The 17308-nt window shown below is 72.9% G+C and carries 18 protein-coding genes and 1 pseudogene; 14 read left to right on the forward strand and 5 right to left on the reverse strand.

Annotated elements, in window-relative coordinates:
* Positions 1 to 139 precede the first annotated feature (139 nt).
* The 3 genes from ACZ4YL_RS02970 to ACZ4YL_RS02980 are packed head-to-tail and all read right to left on the reverse strand — an operon-like array spanning position 140 to position 2888.
* Positions 140 to 970 carry a DUF4097 family beta strand repeat-containing protein gene (locus ACZ4YL_RS02970; protein WP_468113443.1) on the reverse strand — a complete coding sequence of 277 codons (831 nt, stop codon included), beginning with the start codon at positions 968 to 970 and terminating at the stop codon, positions 140 to 142.
* A complete protein-coding gene (locus ACZ4YL_RS02975) occupies positions 967 to 1623 on the reverse strand; it encodes a response regulator transcription factor (RefSeq protein WP_390799077.1) in 657 nt (218 codons plus the stop codon). The genes ACZ4YL_RS02970 and ACZ4YL_RS02975 overlap by 4 nt, the downstream gene beginning before the upstream one ends.
* Entirely contained in the window at positions 1611 to 2888 is a 1278-nt protein-coding gene (locus ACZ4YL_RS02980; RefSeq protein ID WP_468113444.1) for a sensor histidine kinase, read from the reverse strand. The genes ACZ4YL_RS02975 and ACZ4YL_RS02980 overlap by 13 nt, the downstream gene beginning before the upstream one ends.
* Positions 2889 to 3063: 175 nt before the next feature.
* Between ACZ4YL_RS02980 and ACZ4YL_RS02985 the strand changes: the two genes are divergently transcribed.
* Both ACZ4YL_RS02985 and ACZ4YL_RS02990 read left to right on the forward strand, forming a co-directional pair.
* The gene (locus ACZ4YL_RS02985) at positions 3064 to 3522 is read left to right on the forward strand and encodes a hypothetical protein (RefSeq protein WP_468113445.1); all 459 of its coding nucleotides are present in this window, start codon (positions 3064 to 3066) and stop codon (positions 3520 to 3522) included.
* Positions 3523 to 3703: 181 nt separating this feature from the next.
* A complete protein-coding gene (locus ACZ4YL_RS02990; RefSeq protein WP_468113446.1) occupies positions 3704 to 4105 on the forward strand; it encodes a VOC family protein in 402 nt (133 codons plus the stop codon).
* Here ACZ4YL_RS02990 and ACZ4YL_RS02995 read toward each other — a convergent pair.
* Entirely contained in the window at positions 4036 to 4773 is a 738-nt protein-coding gene (locus ACZ4YL_RS02995) for a helix-turn-helix domain-containing protein (RefSeq protein WP_468113447.1), read from the reverse strand. The genes ACZ4YL_RS02990 and ACZ4YL_RS02995 overlap by 70 nt on opposite strands.
* 184 nt (positions 4774 to 4957) lie before the next feature.
* On the opposite strand from ACZ4YL_RS02995, the gene ACZ4YL_RS03000 reads away from it, so the two are divergent.
* A complete protein-coding gene (locus ACZ4YL_RS03000; RefSeq protein WP_468113448.1) occupies positions 4958 to 5791 on the forward strand; it encodes a class I SAM-dependent methyltransferase in 834 nt (277 codons plus the stop codon).
* Between the two features lie 34 nt (positions 5792 to 5825).
* Here ACZ4YL_RS03000 and ACZ4YL_RS03005 read toward each other — a convergent pair whose 3' ends face one another.
* Positions 5826 to 6941 carry a YihY/virulence factor BrkB family protein gene (locus ACZ4YL_RS03005; protein WP_373038628.1) on the reverse strand — a complete coding sequence of 372 codons (1116 nt, stop codon included), beginning with the start codon at positions 6939 to 6941 and terminating at the stop codon, positions 5826 to 5828.
* Positions 6942 to 6958: 17 nt separating this feature from the next.
* Between ACZ4YL_RS03005 and ACZ4YL_RS03010 the strand changes: the two genes are divergently transcribed.
* From ACZ4YL_RS03010 to ACZ4YL_RS03060, 11 genes and pseudogenes are all read left to right on the forward strand, one after another.
* Positions 6959 to 8602 (forward strand): acyl-CoA dehydrogenase family protein, encoded by a 1644-nt coding sequence (locus ACZ4YL_RS03010; protein WP_301365368.1) that lies wholly within the window; start codon positions 6959 to 6961, stop codon positions 8600 to 8602.
* A gap of 357 nt (positions 8603 to 8959) precedes the next feature.
* On the forward strand, positions 8960 to 10222 hold the full coding sequence (locus ACZ4YL_RS03015) for a GAF domain-containing protein (protein ID WP_468113480.1): 1263 nt from the start codon (positions 8960 to 8962) through the stop codon (positions 10220 to 10222).
* Positions 10223 to 10227: 5 nt separating this feature from the next.
* Complete coding sequence (locus ACZ4YL_RS03020) at positions 10228 to 10791, forward strand: GNAT family N-acetyltransferase (RefSeq protein ID WP_468113449.1); 564 nt, start codon at positions 10228 to 10230, stop codon at positions 10789 to 10791.
* A gap of 264 nt (positions 10792 to 11055) precedes the next feature.
* Positions 11056 to 11139, forward strand: a complete 84-nt coding sequence (locus ACZ4YL_RS03025; RefSeq protein ID WP_312847410.1) for a putative leader peptide — start codon at positions 11056 to 11058, stop codon at positions 11137 to 11139.
* Between the two features lie 215 nt (positions 11140 to 11354).
* Entirely contained in the window at positions 11355 to 13061 is a 1707-nt protein-coding gene (locus tag ACZ4YL_RS03030; RefSeq protein ID WP_468113450.1) for a nitrite/sulfite reductase, read from the forward strand.
* Positions 13058 to 13255, forward strand: coding sequence for a DpnI domain-containing protein (locus ACZ4YL_RS03035; protein ID WP_229876770.1), 198 nt, complete (start codon positions 13058 to 13060; stop codon positions 13253 to 13255). Before ACZ4YL_RS03030 ends, ACZ4YL_RS03035 begins: the two co-directional genes overlap by 4 nt.
* Positions 13252 to 13980 (forward strand): phosphoadenylyl-sulfate reductase, encoded by a 729-nt coding sequence (locus ACZ4YL_RS03040; protein ID WP_468113451.1) that lies wholly within the window; start codon positions 13252 to 13254, stop codon positions 13978 to 13980. Before ACZ4YL_RS03035 ends, ACZ4YL_RS03040 begins: the two co-directional genes overlap by 4 nt.
* Positions 13981 to 14018: 38 nt before the next feature.
* Positions 14019 to 14564 (forward strand): adenylyl-sulfate kinase, encoded by a 546-nt coding sequence (cysC, locus tag ACZ4YL_RS03045; protein WP_350993795.1) that lies wholly within the window; start codon positions 14019 to 14021, stop codon positions 14562 to 14564.
* The gene (gene cysD / locus ACZ4YL_RS03050) at positions 14561 to 15499 is read left to right on the forward strand and encodes a sulfate adenylyltransferase subunit CysD (protein WP_468113452.1); all 939 of its coding nucleotides are present in this window, start codon (positions 14561 to 14563) and stop codon (positions 15497 to 15499) included. The genes cysC and cysD overlap by 4 nt, the downstream gene beginning before the upstream one ends.
* A 2-nt stretch (positions 15500 to 15501) precedes the next feature.
* Complete coding sequence (locus ACZ4YL_RS03055) at positions 15502 to 16851, forward strand: sulfate adenylyltransferase subunit 1 (protein WP_468113453.1); 1350 nt, start codon at positions 15502 to 15504, stop codon at positions 16849 to 16851.
* A 215-nt stretch (positions 16852 to 17066) separates the two neighbouring features.
* Positions 17067 to 17308: pseudogene (locus ACZ4YL_RS03060) on the forward strand (sulfate ABC transporter substrate-binding protein); the annotation flags it as partial.

The raw sequence follows: 17308 nt of genomic DNA on the forward strand, positions 1-17308 counted from the left end.
AGTCATCAACGAACTCACCTCCGGGTCCATGCACATGCTGATCGTCCCCCACCGGTCGGCGGGAACTGATCCACCGTAACAAGCCCGGTCCCGCCGGGGCCACTTCTTTTTCGGGCGGGCTTCCCGTGCGGCCGGGCCACTACTCGCCGGGCGCCGCCCAGGGCCCGTCCGGGTACGCCGCCTGGGCGCGGCCGACGCCCGCCTCGATGTCCAGGCTGCGGGCCGACGAGGCGTCGCGCAGGGCGTCGGGCACGTCGCAGCGGCCGGCTCCGGCCTCGCAGCGGACCTTGAAGCGGGTGGCCGCGGGCACGGTGAGGTCCAGGCGGCCGGAGCCGACGCGGGCCGTGACCTCGTCGGGCGGGGTCACGAAGGTGGCGACGGCCCGCCCCGAGCCGACCCGGATCTCGGCCCGGTCCGAGGAGAGTCCGGTGGCGTGCAGGTGGCCCGAGCCGATCCTGGCGCGCAGGGCGCCGCGCAGCCCGGCGATCTCGACCTGGCCGGAGTCGGCCTCGGTGTCGACGCTGCCGCCCAGGCCGCTGAGCGCGATCCGGCCGGAACGGGTCGTCACCTTGACGGGGATGTCCACGGGTACGGTGACCGCGAGCCGGACCGAACAGCCGGCCCCGGCGGCCGGCCAGAAGTCCTCGCCGGAGCAGTGCGGGGTCAGCCGCAGGGTGTCGCCGAGCCGGCTCTCCTCGATGGTGGGCGCCTTGAGGGACCAGCTGACCGTGGCCCGGTAGCCGACCTGGTCGTCCCCGCGGGGGGTGACGGTGATGTCCGCGTCGCCTCCCACGATCTCCAGCGCGGTCACCGGGCGGCCGTCGCTGCCGCCGCTCAGGGTGTCGCTCCGGGTGCTCCCCCAGGACCACACCTGCCAGGTGGCCGGTGCCACGACGAGGACCGCGCTGAGCAGGGCTGCGGTGATCCAGGCCGTGCGGTGCCTGCGGCGGGGCCCTTCGTCCGGGGTCACGGCGTGCGCTCCAGGAAGCGCAGGACCGCGAGGACCCGGCGGTGGTCGCCGTCGGCCGGCGGCAGGTCGAGCTTGGCGAAGATGCTGTTGATGTGTTTGGCCACCGCACTCTCGCTCACGACGAGTTCGGCCGCGATCCCGGCGTTGGAGCGGCCCTCGGCCATCAGGGCCAGTACCTCGCGCTCGCGCGGGGTGAGCCGGCCCAGCGGGTCCGGGCCGCCGCCGCGGCGCAGCAGGAGCTGGGCGACGACCTGCGGGTCGAGTGCGGTGCCGCCGGAGGCGACGCGGCGCAGGGCGTCGATGAACTCCTCCACGTCGGCGACCCGTTGTTTGAGCAGGTAGCCGATGCCGGCGCGGGTCTGGGTGGCCAGCAGATCGGCGGCGTAGCGTTCCTCCACGTACTGCGAGAGCAGCAGCACGGCCGTGCCGGGGCTCTCCTGGCGGATCATCAGGGCCGCCCGGACGCCCTCGTCGGTGAAGCCGGGCGGCATCCGCACGTCCACGAGGGCCAGTTCGGGTCGGTGTTCTCCGACGGCGGCGAGCAGACCCTCGGCGTCGCCGGTTTCGGCGACCACCTCGAATCCGGCCATTTCGAGGACTTTGACGAGTCCTATGCGCAGCAGGACGGAGTCCTCGGCGATCACAGCCCGCACGGCAGCTCCACGGTGATGACGGTCGGACCCCCGAGGGGGCTTTCGATCTTGATGGTTCCGTCGACGGACCCTACGCGTTTGCGCAGCCCCACCAGACCGGTGCCGCGGGCGGGGTCGGCGCCGCCCACCCCGTCGTCGGTGACGGTGATCCGCAGCAGGTCCCCGCCGCGGCCGGGTCCGTCGGCCGCCGGACCGCGTACGACGTGCACCCGGCAGCGTTCCGCCCGGGCGTGCTTGGCCACGTTGGCCAGGGTCTCGGAGACCACGAAGTAGGCGACGGCCTCCACGGTGGCCCCGGGCCGCTGCCCGATGTCCACGGTCAGCTCGACGGGGAACGGGGCCCGGGCGGCGACCCCGGAGAGCGCGGCGTCGAGCCCGCGGTCCTCCAGCACGGCCGGATGCAGGCCCCGTACCAGGTTGTTCAGCTCCTCGATGGCCTCCTTCGCCTGCCGGTGCGCCTCGTCGATGACGGCCTTGGCCTCGGCGGGCAGGTCGGTGAGGGTGGCGCGGGCGATGCCGAGGTTCATGGCCAGGGCGACCAGCCGCTGCTGGGCCCCGTCGTGCAGGTCCCGTTCGATCCGGCGGCGTTCGAGGTCGGCGGCGTCCAGCACCCCGGCCCGGCTCTCCGCGAGGTCCTCGACCCGCCGCTCCAGTTCGCGGGCCCGGTTCGGGCCGAGGAGGGCGGCCGCGGCCACGGAGTCCAGCCGGGCGAAGAGGGCGGCGAGCCAGGGCGCGGCGAGCAGCAGCAGGACGCCGCCGACGGTGACGGCGTCGCAGTCGTTGGTCCAGCCGGGAGTTCGGGTATCGGCGGGCAGGATCCAGATCCAGCCGTAGACGCAGGTGGCGGCGACGCCGAAGGCCCAGGCGAGCACCACCAGCGCGCCGGCGACGGCGGCGAGCGGGCTGACCAGCAGGTGGTAGCCGTACTGCCGCCAGGTCGCCTCGGAGCGCAGCCGCCGCGCCACCGCGAGCGGGGTGAACCGGCCGCCCTCCCGTTCGACCTTGGGCACGTCGAGGCCGAGCAAGGCCCGGAACCGGCTGCGTTGGAGCCGGGTCAGGAGCGACCCGAGCAGCAGGATCAGGAGCGGTGGGATCGTGCCGGGCCCGGGCGCCATGACGGTGGCGGTGAGGCCGAGGAGCACGGGCAGGGCGGCCGGGATCGCGGCCGCGGTGAAGGCCGTGTTGCGCCAGGCCCATGCCGACCACGGTGCGTGCGCCGTGATCCAGGTGTACGTACGCCTCGGCGCGCCCCCGCGAATTGCCATGCCCATACGGTAATCGCACTGATCAGAGGCCTGCCATCATGCGGGCACCCGCCCGGGGGTGTACCTGGTGCCACCCCCGATCCGGATCAAGGGGCTACTGATCCGGCGGGCCCGGCCGACGAGGCTGGTGGGGTGCCCGGGGGACGGACCGCCGGGCCCGAAGGAGACCCTCGTCATGGCTTTCGCCGCCCCGCAGCCCCGCGCCTGGCGCAGCGCCCGCACCCTTCGCACCACCCGGGCCACCCGGGCCGCCCGCACCGCCCGCTCGCCCCGCACTCCCCGGACGGCGGCCGTACTCACCGGCGCCGGACTGGTGTTGCTGCCCTGGGTGGTGGTGCTGGCGAAGACGATGCCGCAGACCACCGAGGTCTCCCACTGGTCCGCGGCGTGGATCGGCCTGGACCTGATGCTGGCCGCCGGGCTGACCGGGACCGGGGCGCTGCTGCGCAGGCGAGATCCCCGGGCGTCCCCGGTCGCGGCGGCGACGGCCGCGCTGCTGGTGATGGACGCCTGGTTCGACGTCACGACCTCGGCCGGGACCGGCGGTCAGGGGATGGCGCTGCTCCTGGCGGCGGGCGCGGAGCTGCCGTTGGCGGTCGCCTGCGCGGTGGTGGCGGCGCGCCGCCCGCGTTGATGCCGGACAACCGGGCGTGTCACCAGCCGAGTTCGGTCCCTCCCACGGCCGGGGCGGCCCGCCCTTTCCGGGCCGGGACACGACCCGGCGCGGTGCGGTGCGGTGCGGCCCGGCGGGACACGATCCGGCCCGTGTCCGATTCGTTCAAGACGGACGCCCGGTGCCCGCCTAGCCTGCTGCCATGACTCCTCGACTCGACCTGATCGGCATGGCGGTCTCCGACATGGCCGCCTCGCTCGCCTTCTACCGCCGCCTCGGGCTGGACGTCCCGGCCGAGGCCGACGGCCTGCCGCACGTGGAGGCCGTCCTGCCCGGGGGCCTGCGGATCGCGTGGGACACGGAGGACACCGTCCGCTCCTTCGACCCGTCATGGACCCCGCCCACCGGTGACAGCCGCCGGGACCTGGCCTTCCTGTGCGACTCCCCCGCCGAGGTGGACGCGCTGTACGCCGAACTGACCGCCGCCGGGCACACCGGACACCTGAAGCCCTGGGACGCCTTCTGGGGCCAGCGCTACGCCGTCGTCCTCGACCCGGACGGCTGCGGGGTCTCGCTCTTCGCCCCGTCGGCTCCGGCGGCGTAGGCCCGCAGGGTCGTCCCGGCCAGCGCCCGCACCTCGCGCGAGAGATGTGCCTGGTCGGCGTACCCGGCGACCGAGGCGACCTCGGCGTACGGCAGGCCCGCGCGGGCCAGGGCCAGGGCGCGGCGCAGCCGCAGGATGCGGCCGAGCGTCCGGGGGCCGTACCCGAAGGCGTCGAGCGAACGCCGGTGCAGCTGCCGCTCGCCGAGGCCGACGGCGCGGGCGATGGCGGCCACCGCCTCCCCCGCGCGGAGCCGGGCCACGACCTCGGCGGCCAGCGGGTCGGGCGCCCCGGCATCGGCGGCGCGGGCGCGGGCCAGCGCTTCGAGTCCCGCGCGCGCGTCCCCGTACCCCTCGACCAGCCCGGACGCCCGGCGTACCGCGCGGGCGGGCCACAGGTCGGCCAGCTCGACGCGCCGGTCCCGCAGTGCGTGCGCCGGTACGCCGATCAGCGCGGGCGCGGTGCCGGGCGCGAGCCGGATCCCGGCGAAGGTGCCGCCGGGGACCTCTCCGGCCGGATGCGGCCCGGTGTCGGGGCCGGCCACCAGCAGCCGCCCGTCGGCCCAGAGCAGGTCCATGCAGCCGTCGGGCAGCACCACCGAGCCGCCGCCCGCGGTGGCGTGCCACAGCACGGCTCCGGGGACGGCCGCGGACACCGCTTCCTCGTACACCACTCCAGGTTAAGGACCGGGCGTCGTTAAGGACCGGGCGTCTCTTTCGGATCAGGACCGGCGCGCCTCGGTGGGGCGGGAGGGCGCCGGTGGAGGATCGGTGGGGCGGCGGATGCGGCCGATGCGGGCCGCATCCGCCGCGTCCGCGGCATCCCCTTTCCCCGCCCCGTGAAGAGGTCCGGACGTGAACCTGCCCGACGACGACCCGCCGCCGCGCCCCGACGGGGCGGCCGGCGGCCGCTACGGCGAGGCGGTGTTCCGGCCGGAGCTGGCGGGCGAGGACGACCGCATCGACCTCGGCGCGCTCGCCTACGACGACTTCACGCTGGCACGGCTGCGCGCGCTGGGCGCCGGGCCCGGCTGGCGCTGCCTGGACGTGGGCGCGGGAACGGGGACGGTCGCCCGGCTCCTCCTGGACCGGGCCGGGGTCTCGGAGGTCCTCGCCGTCGACCGGGAGACGGCCTTCCTCAGGGCACATCCGGCGCCCGGGCTCACTCCGCTGGAAGCGGACATCACCGCCCTGGACTTCAGCCCGGGGCGGTTCCAGCTGGTGCACGCCCGGTTCGTGCTGATGCACCTGCGGAACTGGCCGCGGATGATCGGCAAGCTCGCCTCCCTGGTCGCCCCGGGCGGTGTCCTGGTCCTCGGCGACGCGGTCGACCTGACCACCCCGGCCGCGCCGGCGACCGCGTACGGCCGGGTGATGCGGGCGATGTGGCAGGGGCTCGGGGACAGCCTGGGCACCGATGTCTCCTGGGTTCCGGGCTATCCCGAGCACCTGCGGGAGGCCGGTCTGCTGTCCGTGGGGGCCGAGATCCTCGTCCCCCCGCTGCTGCCTGGCAGCCCCATCAGCCGGTTCTGGGCCGGTACGTGGGAGCGCGCGCGGGGGCCGATGACGGCCACCGGGCTGGTCGACGACGCGGAGATCGACGCGGCGATCCGCTACCTGGAGTCACCGGACTGCGCCGCGCTCTCCCCCGGCCTGCTCACCGCATGGGGTGTGAAGGGCCCGGCCTGACCGGGAAGCCCCCAGGGGGTCCGGACCGGTGGGCTCAGTGCTTGCGCAGCCGGGAGTGGTAGTCCTCGGGCGGCAGGAACTTCGACCACCGCTCCGGGAACTCCGACGGCATCCCGTCGTCCTCGTCGTCCTCCGACTCGCCCTCCGCCATCGCCCGCCAGGCGGCGGCCCGCGCGATCAGCTGGGCGGCCTCCGCCTCCCGGGCCCGCTCGTTCGCCTCGCGCGCCGCCGCCGTGGCCACGGAGGGCCAGACCCGGTCGATCGCGGCGTTGACGGCGGCACCGACGAGCACCGCGAAGGCCGAGATGCCGATCCACAGGAGTACGGCCACGGGCGCGGCCAGTGATCCGTAGATCGTCGGTCCCTCCACCGTGTTGGTGAGGTAGATCCGCAGCAGGAACGAGCCCAGCACCCACATGGCGAGGGCCACCAGCGCCCCGGGCACGTCCTCGATCCACGGCGAGCGCACGGGCACGGACACGTGGTAGAGCGTCGTGAGGAAGGCGATGGACAGCAAGGTCACGGTCGGCCAGTACAGGACCGCGATCACTTCGGTGCCCCAGGGCACCAGCCGGACGACCGCGTCCGGCCCCACCACCATCAGCGGCAGCACGATCGCGCCGATCAGCAGGGCGATGATGTAGAGCAGGAAGGCCAGCAGCCGGGTCTTGACGATGCCGCGCTGGCCGTCGAGCCCGTACATCACGGTGATGGTGTCGATGAAGACGTTCACGGCGCGCGATCCGGACCAGAGGGCGAAGGCGAACCCGAGCGAGATCAGGTCGGGGCGGCCGCGCCCGGTGACGTCGTCGAGCAGGGGCCGCGCGATGTCGTTGACGCCCCGGTCGGACAGGACCGTGCCGACCGCCGCCAGGATGTTCTCCTCGATGCTTTCGACCGTGCGGGTGTCCGTCCAGCCGTCCACGTAGCCGAGCAGACCCAGCAGGCCCAGGAAGAGCGGGGGCAGCGAGAGCAGCGTGAAGAACGCCGCCTCGGCCGCGAGCCCGAGGATCCGGTACTCGATGCACGAGTTGACGGTGTCCTTCAGCAGCAGCCAGCCCATCTTCCGCATCGAGACGTTGCGGTAAAGGGCACGGGCCCGGTGGAGCCGTCCTGGGATCCGCTCGGGTGTTTCTTTTGCTGGCTGCACGTCCTTACGGTATCCGCATGGCAGCCACCACCCACACAGTCAGCAACCAGGCCCCGCCCCTGGTGGGGTACGACGTCTACGGCGGCGATCGCGCCCTCACCGAGGGCGTCGAGCGTCACCTGGCGTCCGCGGATCCCGAACTCCTCGGCGAGGTACGGCAGGAGCTCACCGACCTCGGGCACGCGGCCGGTTCCGCGCAGGCCCAGGAATGGGGTGTGCAGTCGAACGAGAATCCGCCCAAGCTGCGGACGCACGACCGGTACGGGAACCGGATCGACGAGGTCGATTTCCACCCCGCCTGGCACCGGCTGCTCGGTCACGCCGTGACGTCCGGGCTCACCGACGCCTGGGGGCGTCCGGCCGGACATCTGCGCCGGGCCGCCGGGTTCTTCATCTGGTCGCAGGCCGAGGCGGGGCACGGCTGCCCCATCTCGATGACGCACGCCGCCGTGCCGGCGCTGCGCACTGATCCGGTGCTCGCCGCCGAATGGGAGCCGCGCCTGACCTCGCACGTGTACGAGCAGGGGCTGCGGCCGGCCGCAGAGAAGGGCGGTGTGCTCTTCGGCATGGGGATGACGGAGAAGCAGGGCGGCAGCGACGTACGGGCGAACACGACGGCCGCGGTGCCGCTGGACGCGTCCGGCGAGTACCTGCTGACCGGGCACAAGTGGTTCTGCTCGGCGCCGATGTGCGACGGCTTCCTGGTGCTGGCGCAGGCCCCGGGCGGACTGACGTGCTTCCTGGTGCCGCGGGTGCTGCCGGACGGTACGCGCAACGTCTTCGCGATCCAGCGGCTGAAGGACAAGCTGGGCAACAAGTCGAACGCGTCGAGCGAGGTGGAATTCGACGGGACGTGGGCGCGGCGGGTCGGTGAGGAGGGCCGCGGGGTGCGGACCATCATCGAGATGGTCGCGGCGACCCGGCTGGACTGCGTGATCGGCTCGGCCTCGCTGATGAGGCAGGCCCTGACCCAGGCCGTACACCACGCGGAGCACCGCTCTGCTTTCGGAGCGCCGCTCATCGACCAGCCGCTGATGCGCAACGTGCTCGCCGACCTCGCCCTGGAGTCGGAGGCCGCCACCACCTTGACCCTGCGCCTGGCGGCCGCCAACGACGCCGGGACGGAGCAGGAGAAGGCCTTCCTGCGCCTCGCCGTGCCCGCCGCCAAGTACTGGGTGACCAAGCGCTGTACGCCGATGGTGGCGGAGGCCCTGGAATGCCTGGGGGGCAACGGCTACGTAGAGGAGTCGGGGCTGCCCAGACTGCTGCGCGAATCCCCGCTGAACTCCATCTGGGAGGGCTCGGGCAACGTGCAGGCGCTGGACGTACTGCGCGCCCTCCAGCGCGAGCCGCACGCGCTGAACGCCTTCCTCCAGGAGGTCGGCCTGGCCCGGGGCGCGGACCACCGGCTGGATTCGGCCATCAAGGACCTGCTGACGGATCTCGCCGATCTGGACGGGATCGAGGCACGGGCCCGCCGGGTCGTCGAGCGCATGGCGCTGGTGCTCCAGGGATCACTGCTGGTGCGGTGGGCCCCGCCGGAGGTCGCGGACGCCTTCTGCGCCTCGCGGCTGGGCGGTGACTGGGGCGCGGCCTTCGGCACGCTGCCGCACACCCTCGACCTGCGATCGGTGGTGGAACGGGCGCGGATCCAGGGTTAGGGGCGAGCCCCCGTCGGGCTCCACGGCGGTCCCCAAACCGCTCCCAGCCGGGATCCGGGCCCGTCGACCGGGTACAGGGGTGGCGCCGCGCCGACTCGGCACCACCCCTGATCCGAAGCCCCGAGGAGGAGCCGGACGCCGCTCTGCGGCGTCCGGACAGTTTCGGTCGGCCGACCGGGACTTGGCGAGAGTTGCATACCGTTGCAACCTTTGAGTCGGCAGCCGTCCGTCGGGGTGCCCGGGGAAGCGGCACGCGCGTACCGCCCGGGCGGCTTGCGTCGTACGTCCTGTTCGCACGGGGAGGTTCCGGTGGCCGACACCACAGGCAGCACGGTCGATGCGGCACGCATCTCGGCCATGGACGCGCGGGCCGCGGCACGTCTGCTCAAGGGCGTGCGGGCGGCGGCGCTGGCCGGGGACCGCCCGCCGGCCGCGCCCCGGCCGGAGATCGCGGAGTCCTGGCGCCGGATGCTGGCCGGCGGGGTGCACCCGGACCGGGACGCGCGCTCGCGGATGCTGTCGGCCGCCGAGACCGAGGAGCGGCGGCACGTGTCGCCGCTGCGGGAGATCCTGCCGGTGCTGCGCGAGGGGCTGCTGCCCGCCCTGGACGAGGCCCTGCACATCATGGTCGTCGCCGACGCGGACGGGCGGCTGCTGTGGCGGGAGGGCCACTCCTCCATCCTGCGCAAGGCGGACCGGCTCGGCTTCGCGGTCGGGGCCGACTGGGACGAGGCAGTCGTCGGCACGAACGGCGTGGGCACCGCCCTGGTGGCGCGGCGCCCGGTGCAGGTGTTCTCGGCCGAGCACTTCGTCTCCAGCCACCACGACTGGACCTGCGCCGGGGCGCCCGTACGGGACCCGCGCGACGGGCGGCTGCTGGGCGTGGTCGACGTCAGCGGTCCGCTGGCCACCATGCATCCGGCGACGCTGGCGTGGGTGAGCTCGGTGGCCCGGCTCGCGGAGCGGGAGCTGCGGCTGCGGCACCTGGAGTCGCTGGAGCGGCTGCGGACGGTGGCGGCCCCGCTGCTGGCCCGGCTGCCGGGACGGGCGCTGGCCGTGGACCCGAACGGCTGGACGGCGGCGGTGACGGGCCTGGCCCCGGCGGAGCGGATCCCGCTGCCGAAGGCCTTCGGGCCGGGCCGGGTGTGGGTGCCGCGGCTCGGGGAGTGCGTGGTGGAGCCTCTGCCCGGCGGCTGGCTGCTGCGGGTCGCCCAGGACCGTCACAGCACGGCGGCGACCCGGATCGTCCTGGACCTCAGCCGGGCGGGATGCTGGTCGGCGACGGTGTACGGACCCTCCGGGAGCTGGTCGCAGGAGCTCAGCCCGCGCCACGCGGAGCTGCTGTTCCTGCTGACGGAGAGCCCGCGGGGGCGCTCGGCGGCGGAGCTGGCCGGGGAGCTGTTCGGGGATCCGACGCGCACGGTGACGGTCCGCGCGGAGCTGTCCCGCGTACGCCGCCGCCTCGCGGGGGTCCTCACCCACCGGCCGTACCGGTTCGCGGAGGACGTGGAGGTGGAGCTGATCCGCCCCGAGGACCCGGCCGCGCTGCTCCCGCACTCGACCGCGCCCGCGGTGGTCCGGGCCCGCCTGGGCCGGACGGGGTCCGGCATGATTCCCTGAGCTGCATGAGCACCATCACTCTCACCACCTGGTCGCTGGAGATGACCTCTCCGGCGGACCTCGTCCCCGCGGCTCCGGCGGGCCCGGAGATATCCATCGCACGGGCGGAGGTCCCCTCCCCCGAGTTCAGCCGCTTCCTGTACGCCTCGGTGGGCGGTGACATCCACTGGACGGACCGGCTCTCCCTGACGCGCGCGCAGTGGGTGGAGCAGCTGGAGCGGCCGGGGGTGGAGACGTGGGTCGCGTACGACCGGGGCACGCCGGCCGGGTACGTGGAGCTCGACCCGCAGGACGACGGCGTGGTGGAGATCATGTACTTCGGTCTCCTCCCCGACTTCCGCGGCCGCCGCATCGGCGGGCACCTGCTGTCGGTGGGCGTCGCCCGCGCGTGGTCCCTCGCGGAGCGGTGGCCGGACCGGGAGCCGACCCGGCGGGTGTGGGTGCACACGTGCAGCCAGGACGGGCCGACGGCGATGAGCAACTACGAGCGGCGCGGCTTCAAGGTCTTCAGGACGGAGACGGAGTCCAAGGAAGAGACCCCGACCCCGGGACCCTGGCCTGGCGCGTAGCCCCTCCGGGGCCGGTCGGCCGAGCCCACCGGGGGCGGCGCCGCTGCGGGGGCTCCGCCCCCGAACCCCCGCTCCTCAAACGCCGGAGGGGCTGAAATCAAGCCCCGCCGGCCTTTGAGGCGCGGGTCTGGGGCCGAGCCCCAGGGCCGGCGGAGCCAGGTTCGATGGGTGACCCCCGTCACGTCGTCCCATTTTTCGAGACGACTTCGTCCGAATCGTGGACAGTAGTGGACTCCTCCAATCGGCACATGACACGCTTCCGCCATGAATGGAGCTGGAATTGCCTTGGTGAGTCGGCGGCACGTCGACCTCGGCCGCATGTCCAGCGCCATCTGTCCGGCGCGCTGACGGAACCAGCCACGCCGCACATCGCCGTCGTCCCCGCCGCCGCGGACGCGCCGATCACCCGCTAGCCCCCTGAGGCCGTAGTACCGCCCTGCCCGCCGGCAACCCCGGCGCGGAGCGGGAATCAGCCACACCCGCTCGGAGTCGCCGAGCCCGCAGGGGAGCGCCGCTGCCTCCCCCTGCCCTTGCCTCGAGCCGCCGAAGAAGGACGTACCGCCATGGCCGCCACCCCCGAAACGCCCGCAGCCGCACCCGCAGCCGCCGCGCGCCGCAAGACCGGCCGTCACCGCGGCGAGGGCCAGTGGGCCGTCGGACACCACACGCCCCTCAACGGCAACGAGCAGTTCAAGAAGGACGACGACGGTCTCAACGTGCGGACACGCATCGAGACGATCTACTCCAAGCGCGGCTTCGACTCGATCGACCCCAACGACCTGCGCGGCCGTATGCGCTGGTGGGGCCTCTACACCCAGCGCAAGCCCGGGATCGACGGCGGCAAGACCGCGATCCTGGAGCCGGAGGAGCTGGACGACGAGTACTTCATGCTGCGCGTCCGCATCGACGGCGGCCGGCTGACCACCGAGCAGCTCCGCGTGATCGGCGAGATCTCGGAGGAGTTCGCGCGCGGCACCGCCGACCTCACCGACCGCCAGAACGTGCAGTACCACTGGATCCGGATCGAGGACGTCCCGGAGATCTGGCGCCGGCTGGAGGCCGTGGGCCTGTCCACCACCGAGGCCTGCGGTGACACGCCCCGCGTCATCCTCGGTTCGCCCGTCGCCGGCATCGCCCAGGACGAGATCATCGACGGCACGCCCGCCATCGACGAGATCTACCGCCGCATCGTGGGCAACAAGGACTTCTCCAACCTGCCCCGCAAGTTCAAGTCCGCGGTCTCCGGCTCGCCGCTGCTCGACGTGGCGCACGAGATCAACGACATCGCGTTCGTGGGCGTGGAGCACCCCGAGCACGGCCCCGGCTTCGACGTCTGGGTCGGCGGCGGTCTGTCCACCAACCCCAAGCTGGGTGTGCGCCTGGGCACCTGGGTCTCGCTCGACGAGGTCCCGGACGTGTACGAGGGCGTCATCTCGATCTTCCGCGACTACGGCTACCGCCGGCTGCGCAACCGCGCCCGCCTGAAGTTCCTCGTCGCCGACTGGGGCCCGGCCAAGTTCCGCCGGGTTCTGGAGGACGAGTACCTGGAGCGCAAGCTGACCGACGGCCCCGCGCCCGCGCAGCCGAGCGGCCAGTGGCGCGACCACGTGGGCGTCCACCAGCAGAAGGACGGCAAGTTCTACGTCGGCTTCGCGCCCCGCGTGGGCCGCGTGGACGGCGCCACCCTGACCAAGATCGCGGACGTGGCCCGGCAGCACGGCTCCGGCCGCCTGCGCACCACCGCCGAGCAGAAGATGATCGTGCTCGACATCGAGGCCGACCAGGTCGACTCGGTGGTCGGGGCGCTGGAGGCGCTGGACCTGCGGGTCAAGCCGTCCCCGTTCCGCCGCGGCACGATGGCCTGCACCGGCATCGAGTTCTGCAAGCTGGCCATCGTCGAGACCAAGGCGCGCGGCGCCTCGCTGATCGACGAGCTGGAGCGCCGTCTGCCGGACTTCGCCGAGCCGCTCACCATCAACATCAACGGCTGCCCGAACGCCTGCGCCCGTATCCAGGTGGCGGACATCGGTCTCAAGGGCCAGCTGGTCCTGGACGACGACGGCAACCAGGTGGAGGGCTACCAGGTCCACCTGGGCGGCGCCCTCGGCCTGGAGGCCGGCTTCGGCCGCAAGGTCCGCGGCCTCAAGGTCACCTCGGCCGGTCTGCCCGACTACGTCGAGCGGGTCGTCAAGCACTACGAGGAGCAGCGCGAGGACGGCGAGCGCTTCGCGGCGTGGGTCGCCCGCGCGGACGAGAAGAGCCTCTCGTGAGCGAGCGCGCCGCACCGTTCTACTGCCCCTACTGCGGCGACGAGGACCTGTTTCCCAACGAGACGGGTCACGGCGCGTGGGAATGCCGGGCCTGCAACCGAGCCTTCCAGCTGAAGTACCTCGGGCTGCTGGCCCGGGGCGTTCAGTCGGATTCAGCGGGATCAGCGGGATCAGCGGGAGGGGACGGGATATGACCACCACTCAAGACGTGCGTCTCACGGCCGGGGAGCTCAAAGCCGCGACACTCAAAGACGTGGCCGAGCAGGCGGGCCGGGACCTGGAGGACGCCTCGGCGCTGGACATCCTGCGCTGGGCGGTCGACACGTTCGGCAAGGAGTTCGCCGTGACCTCCTCCATGGAGGACGCGGTCGTCGCCCACCTGGCCTCGCGGGTCCTCCCCGGTGTGGACGTGGTCTTCCTCGACACGGGCTACCACTTCGAGGAGACCATCGGCACCCGTGACGCGGTCGAGGCCGTGATGGACGTCAACGTCATCACGCTGACCCCGCGTCAGAGCGTCGCCGAGCAGGACGCCGAGTACGGGCCGAAGCTGCACGACCGGAACCCCGACCTGTGCTGCGCGCTGCGCAAGGTCAAGCCGCTGGAAGAGGGCCTGACGGCGTACGCCGCGTGGGCGACGGGCCTGCGCCGCGACGAGTCCCCGACCCGGGCGAACACCCCGGTGGTCGGCTGGGACGAGAAGCGGCAGAAGGTCAAGGTCTCCCCGATCGCCCGCTGGACGCAGGACGACGTGGACGCGTACGTCGCCGAGCACGGCGTACTCACCAACCCGCTGCTGATGGACGGTTACGCCTCCGTCGGCTGCGCCCCCTGCACCCGCCGCGTGGCGGAGGGCGAGGACGCGCGGGCCGGCCGCTGGGCCGGGCGGGGCAAGACCGAGTGCGGACTGCACGGCTGATGACGACGACCGGCGAAGAACTTACGGAGACAGAGCAGATGAGCGTGAGCGACCAGGGCGCCACCGTGTGGCTGACCGGGCTGCCGAGCGCGGGCAAGACCACCATCGCCTACGCGCTGGCCGAGCGGCTGCGCGCCGAGGGCCACCGGGTGGAGGTGCTGGACGGGGACGAGATCCGCGAGTTCCTCTCCGCGGGCCTGGGCTTCACCCGCGAGGACCGGCACACCAACGTGCAGCGGATCGGTTTCGTCGCCGAGCTCCTCGCGAGCAACGGGGTCAAGGCGCTGGTGCCGGTGATCGCACCGTTCGCGGACAGCCGTGAGGCCGTCCGCAAGCGGCACGCCGCCGAGGGCACCTCGTACCTGGAGGTCCACGTGGCCACCCCGGTCGAGGTCTGCTCGGAGCGTGACGTCAAGGGCCTGTACGCCAAGCAGGCGGCGGGCGAGATCTCCGGTCTGACCGGGGTCGACGACCCGTACGAGGCTCCGGAATCCCCGGACCTGCGTATCGAGTCGCACACGCAGACCGTGCAGGAGTCGGCTTCGGCCCTGCACGCGCTGCTCACCGAGAGGGGTCTGGCATGACGACGACCGTCGCACACGTCCACGACGAGACGGATGCGCCCTACGCGCTGTCGCACCTCGACGCCCTCGAGTCCGAGGCCGTGCACATCTTCCGCGAGGTGGCGGGCGAGTTCGAGAAGCCGGTGATCCTCTTCTCCGGCGGCAAGGACTCCATCGTCATGCTGCACCTGGCGCTGAAGGCGTTCGCGCCGGCGCCGGTGCCGTTCACGCTGCTGCACGTCGACACGGGCCACAACTTCCCCGAGGTGCTGGAGTACCGCGACCGTACGGTCGAGAAGCACGGCCTGCGCCTGCACGTGGCCTCCGTCCAGGAGTACATCGACGCGGGCAAGCTGCGCGAGCGCCCGGACGGCACCCGCAACCCGCTGCAGACCGTGCCGCTGACCGAGGCGATCCAGAGCCTGAAGTTCGACGCCGTCTTCGGCGGCGGGCGCCGCGACGAGGAGAAGGCCCGCGCCAAGGAGCGGGTGTTCAGCCTCCGCGACGAGTTCTCGCAGTGGGACCCGCGCCGCCAGCGCCCCGAGCTGTGGCAGCTCTACAACGGCCGCCACGCCCCCGGCGAGCACGTGCGCGTCTTCCCGCTCTCGAACTGGACCGAGCTGGACGTCTGGCAGTACATCGCCCGCGAGGGCATCGAGCTGCCGGAGATCTACTTCGCCCACGAGCGCGAGGTGTTCCTGCGCAACGGCATGTGGCTGACGGCCGGCGAGTGGGGCGGCCCGAAGGAGAGCGAGACGCCCGAGACGCGTCTCATCCGCTACCGGACCGTCGGTGACATGTCCTGCACCGGCGCCGTCGACTCCGCCGCCGTCACGCTGGACGCCGTGATCGCCGAGATCGCCGTCTCCCGTCTCACCGAGCGGGGCGCGACCCGCGCCGACGACAAGATGTCCGAGGCCGCGATGGAAGACCGCAAGCGCGAAGGGTACTTCTAGAGATGACCAGCACCACCGATCAGGTCGCCGGGCTCGACGACCTCGCAGCGACCACGCTGCTGCGCTTCGCGACCGCCGGTTCCGTCGACGACGGCAAGTCCACCCTGGTGGGCCGGCTGCTGCACGACTCCAAGTCGGTCCTGACCGACCAGATGGAGGCCGTCGAGGCCGTCTCCGCCCAGCGCGGCCAGGACGCCCCCGACCTCGCGCTGCTGACCGACGGCCTGCGGGCCGAGCGGGAGCAGGGCATCACCATCGACGTCGCGTACCGCTACTTCGCCACCGCGCGCCGCCGGTTCATCCTGGCGGACACCCCCGGGCACGTGCAGTACACCCGGAACATGGTCACCGGCGCCTCCACCGCCGACCTGGCCGTGGTCCTCGTCGACGCCCGCAACGGCGTCATCGAGCAGACCCGCCGGCACGCGGCGGTGGCCGCGCTGCTGCGCGTCCCGCACGTGGTCCTGGCCGTCAACAAGATGGACCTGGTGGGCTACCAGGAGTCGGTCTTCGCGGCCATCGCCGAGGAGTTCACCGCGTACGCCTCGGACCTGGGCGTCCCGGAGATCACCGCGATCCCGATCTCGGCCCTGGCCGGTGACAACGTGGTGGAGGCGTCCGCCAACATGGACTGGTACGGCGGCCCGACGGTGCTGGAGCACCTGGAGACCGTCCCGGTCAGCCACGACCTCACGGCCTGCCCGGCGCGTTTCCCGGTGCAGTACGTGATCCGTCCGCAGTCCGCCGAGCACCCCGACTACCGCGGCTACGCGGGCCAGATCGCCTCCGGCGTGCTGCGCGTCGGCGAGGCCGTGACGGTCCTGCCGTCCGGCCGGACCTCGGTCATCGAGGGCATCGACGCGCTCGGCGAGAGCGTGGACATCGCCTGGGCCCCGCAGTCGGTGACGCTGCGGCTGGCGGACGACATCGACATCTCGCGCGGCGACCTGATCGCGCCGTCCGCGAACGCGCCGGCCACCACGCAGGACGTCGAGGCGACGGTCTGCCACGTGGCCGACCAGCCGCTGGCCGTCGGCGCCCGGGTGCTGATCAAGCACACGACGCGCACGGTCAAGGCGATCGTCAAGGAGATCCCCTCGCGGCTGACCCTGGACGACCTGTCCCAGCACCCGAACCCCGGGCAGCTGGTGGCCAACGACATCGGCCGTGTCGTCGTCCGTACCGCCGAGCCGCTCGCGCTCGACGCGTACGCGGACTCGCGCCGCACCGGATCGTTCCTGCTGATCGACCCGGCCGACGGAACGACGCTGGCGGCAGGCATGGCGGGCGAGTCCTTCGCCTCCAAGGCCGAGACGACCGTTCAGGCCGACGAGGAAGGCTGGGACTTCTGACTCATGCTTTCCGACATCTACTCCACCTTCGCGAAGGAGGGCGGCCGCGTGGGCAGCGGCGCCCTCGGCAGCGGCCAGGGAGGGGTGGCGCGATGTGCGCGATGACGTACGCGCACCGCATGCGCGCCCACACCCCCCACGAGCCGTACCCGCCATTGCCCCGCAAACGAAGACGTGCGTCATGAGATGACGCCGTCACGAGAGGAAGCCCTCCCGTGCCTGCCACCGCCACCGCCCGCACCACCCTCCGCCGCGGCATCGTCGCCGCCGCCGCTCTGCCGCTCCTGATCGGTGCGCTCGCTTCCTGCGGCTACGGTTCCGAGGCGAAGAAGGACGAGCCGAAGGCCGCGGACGCCGCCGATGCCGGCAAGAAGCTCTCGGCCGCAGAGGTCCGCATCGGGTACTTCCCGAACCTGACGCACGCCACCGCGCTGGTCGGCCTCCAGGAAGGCCTGAT

The sequence above is a fragment of the Streptomyces sp. NPDC030021 genome (assembly GCF_055574035.1).

Bases quoted from the DNA above. Each gene is read 5' to 3' on its own strand.
- ACZ4YL_RS02980 (WP_468113444.1), bottom strand. From the start codon at position 2,888: ATGGCAATTCGCGGGGGCGCGCCGAGGCGTACGTACACCTGGATCACG.
- ACZ4YL_RS02985 (WP_468113445.1), top strand. From the start codon at position 3,064: ATGGCTTTCGCCGCCCCGCAGCCCCGCGCCTGGCGCAGCGCCCGCACC.
- ACZ4YL_RS02990 (WP_468113446.1), top strand. From the start codon at position 3,704: ATGACTCCTCGACTCGACCTGATCGGCATGGCGGTCTCCGACATGGCC.
- ACZ4YL_RS03010 (WP_301365368.1), top strand. From the start codon at position 6,959: ATGGCAGCCACCACCCACACAGTCAGCAACCAGGCCCCGCCCCTGGTG.
- ACZ4YL_RS03015 (WP_468113480.1), top strand. From the start codon at position 8,960: ATGGACGCGCGGGCCGCGGCACGTCTGCTCAAGGGCGTGCGGGCGGCG.
- ACZ4YL_RS03020 (WP_468113449.1), top strand. From the start codon at position 10,228: ATGAGCACCATCACTCTCACCACCTGGTCGCTGGAGATGACCTCTCCG.
- ACZ4YL_RS03025 (WP_312847410.1), top strand. From the start codon at position 11,056: ATGAATGGAGCTGGAATTGCCTTGGTGAGTCGGCGGCACGTCGACCTC.
- ACZ4YL_RS03030 (WP_468113450.1), top strand. From the start codon at position 11,355: ATGGCCGCCACCCCCGAAACGCCCGCAGCCGCACCCGCAGCCGCCGCG.
- ACZ4YL_RS03040 (WP_468113451.1), top strand. From the start codon at position 13,252: ATGACCACCACTCAAGACGTGCGTCTCACGGCCGGGGAGCTCAAAGCC.
- cysC (WP_350993795.1), top strand. From the start codon at position 14,019: ATGAGCGTGAGCGACCAGGGCGCCACCGTGTGGCTGACCGGGCTGCCG.
- cysD (WP_468113452.1), top strand. From the start codon at position 14,561: ATGACGACGACCGTCGCACACGTCCACGACGAGACGGATGCGCCCTAC.
- ACZ4YL_RS03055 (WP_468113453.1), top strand. From the start codon at position 15,502: ATGACCAGCACCACCGATCAGGTCGCCGGGCTCGACGACCTCGCAGCG.